Source organism: Aquicoccus porphyridii, from assembly GCF_008369105.1.
Lineage (GTDB): Bacteria > Pseudomonadota > Alphaproteobacteria > Rhodobacterales > Rhodobacteraceae > Aquicoccus > Aquicoccus porphyridii.
This window is the reverse complement of the sequence record NZ_VINQ01000043.1, coordinates 1-2,639: the sequence shown is the minus strand read 5'-3', so window position 1 is coordinate 2,639 and position 2,639 is coordinate 1. Positions and strand designations below refer to the sequence as shown.

General features: G+C 60.7%; 2 protein-coding genes. Both read left to right on the top strand.

From position 1 onward, the window contains the following. Positions 1 to 177: 177 nt before the first annotated feature. Positions 178 to 1,731 carry an IS21 family transposase gene (gene istA / locus FLO80_RS21570; RefSeq protein ID WP_149187106.1) on the top strand — a complete coding sequence of 518 codons (1,554 nt, stop codon included), beginning with the start codon at positions 178 to 180 and terminating at the stop codon, positions 1,729 to 1,731. 25 nt (positions 1,732 to 1,756) lie between these two features. Continuing rightward, a complete protein-coding gene (gene istB / locus FLO80_RS21565) occupies positions 1,757 to 2,539 on the top strand; it encodes an IS21-like element helper ATPase IstB (RefSeq protein WP_149187105.1) in 783 nt (260 codons plus the stop codon). Positions 2,540 to 2,639: the final 100 nt, after the last annotated feature.

Genomic DNA, 2,639 nt, shown 5'->3' with positions numbered 1-2,639 from the left:
TGCGGGTTTCAGTAATTCCCGGACAAGCATTTCAGTAATTTCCGGACACGCGTTTCGGTAAATCCCGGACAGTCATTTCGCTAATTCCCGGACAGCTCCGGGAGGGCTTTGGGCCGGTTGGTCATCGCCTGCGCCGTTACGGCATTCTGCCGGTCTTGAACAAGACCGGGAGGGACTATGCCAAGACGGAAGCGAGCGAGGCGCACGACTGTGCAAGACATACGAACGATACTGCGATTGACGCATGAACAGGGGCTTTCGGCGCGTGAGGTTGCCGCGCGTCTGAAGCTCAGCAAAACGACCGTGGCGACCTATCTGAACCGGGCTCGAGAGGCTGGGCTGAACTGCTGGCCGCTGCCAAAGGGCCGGGATGACGATGCCACGCTGAAGCAGGTTGTGTTCCAGCGCGTTGGCCGCCCACCCCGGGACCTGACTGAGCCCGACTGGCCGAAGATGGCAGCTGAGATGAAGCGCAAGGGGGTGACGTTGCTGCTGCTTTGGGAGGAGTATCGGGCGGCTCATCCTGATGGCTATGGTTACACGTGGTTTTGTACGCGTTACAGGGAGTTCGAGACCCGGATCAGCCCGCGGTACCGCAACCGCCATGAGGCTGGCGCGGTGATGCAGACCGACTATGCTGGCCACACCATCCCGGTCATTGACCCGGCGACAGGTCAGGAGCACCGCGCCCAAATCTTCGTCGCGGTGCTTGGCGCGTCCAATTACACTTTTGCCTGGGCCAGCCTGAGCCAGAAGCTGCCCGACTGGATCGACGCCCAAGTGCGGGCGCTGCACTTCTTCGGCGGCGTGCCCAAGGCGATTGTGTGTGACAATCTCAAAGCGGCGGTTGCCAAGCCGCTGTGGTTTGAGCCGTCGGTGACCAAGACCTTTTCTGACATGGCCACGCATTACGACACGACCGTTTTGCCAACGCGGCCGCGCAAGCCGCGTGACAAGGGCAAGGTCGAAGGCGCGGTGCTGATCGTAGAACGCTGGATCCTGGCCCGGCTGCGCAACCGGCAGTTCTTTTCCATCGAAGCGCTGAACGTGGCCATTGCCGAGTTGCTGGACAATCTCAATACCAAGACCATGCGGCGGGTGGGCCGCTCCCGGCAGGACCTTTTTGCAGAGATAGAACATGCGGCCCTGAGGCCCTTGCCCGATACGCCCTTCGAGTATGCCGAATGGAAGCAGGCCAAGGTCCATCCCGACTACCATATCGAGGTGCTGCACAGCTTCTATTCCGTGCCGCACAATCTGATCGGCCGCAAGGTCGATGTCCGGCTAACCCACCGTATGATCGAGATATTCTGCAACCATGAACGCGTGGCAGTGCATCACCGTCGCGGGCAGCGCGGCGGCCACACCACCATCAAAGAGCACATGCCCAAGGCACATCAGCGCCATGGTGGCATGACACCGGAAAGCCTCATCCGCCGCGCCGCCCGGACCGGCTATCACACGGCCGCGCTTGTCGAGCGCCAGATGCGGGACAGACCTCATCCCGAGCAAGGCTACCGATCCGCCCTCGGCGTGCTCAGCCTACAGCGCCAATTCGGGCCTGATAGATTAGAGGCGGCCTGCAAACGCGCCCTGACAGTCGGCACCGTCTCCTATGCCTCGGTGCGCTCCATCCTCGTGACCGGGCTGGACCAGGCCCTGGAGCCGCCAGATCCGATTACCGCCACACCAGCCCACGGCAACATCCGTGGCGCTGGCTATTACCAGTAACCCTCAGCACAAAAAGGATCATCATATGCTGACACATCCCACCCTCGACCAGATGGCTGGGCTTGGCCTGACAGGCATGGCCGACGCCTGGAAGGCCCTCGCCGAACAGGATCCGGGGCAAGCCCTTGACCGTAACGAATGGCTCGGTCTCATGCTGGATCGTGAAGCCACAGCACGCGCGGACAAGCGTTTTGCCAACAGGCTGCGGAACGCAAAGATGCGCTTCCCCAATGCCTGCATCGAAGACGTCAGCTTCGCCGCCAGCCGCGGCATCGACCGCCGTCAGGTCCTCGCTCTGGCGCAAGGCGAATGGATCAAGGCAAAGGAGCAGATCATCCTCACCGGCCAGACCGGCACAGGAAAAACATGGCTCGCCTGCGCCTTTGGCCATCAAGCTGCGCGCCTTGATCACTCCGTTCTCTACGTCCGCATGCCGCGGCTCTTTGAGGATATGGCCATGGCCCGCCTCGATGGTCGATTCCCAAAGCTGGTCGACAAGCTGGCCCGCGTCCAACTCCTCATTCTCGATGATTGGGGCACCCATGGGCTTACTGACCAGCAACGCCTCGACCTGCTCGAACTCTTCGAGGAACGCTATCAGCGCCGCTCTACCATCATCACCGCGCAACTGCCCGTCTCGGGCTGGCACGACATGATCGGCGAACCCACAATCGCCGATGCCATCCTCGACCGGATCGTCCACAACGCCCACCGCATCGACCTCAAGGGAGACAGTATGCGACGAAAAGATCAAAACGTGAACTTGACCCCCAGCGAAAATACCGAAACACTCAAAACAGAAACATGATCGCAGGCAGATAATCAGCCGTGCCCGAACTGTCCGGGAATTACTGAAATGGCTGTCCGGGATTTAGCGAAATCGCTGTCCGGTAATTTTGAAATCCGCA

What these genes read in the sequence shown, in the direction of transcription:
- istA (WP_149187106.1), top strand. Translation starts at nt 178, where the DNA reads ATGCCAAGACGGAAGCGAGCGAGGCGCACGACTGTGCAAGACATACGA.
- istB (WP_149187105.1), top strand. Translation starts at nt 1,757, where the DNA reads ATGCTGACACATCCCACCCTCGACCAGATGGCTGGGCTTGGCCTGACA.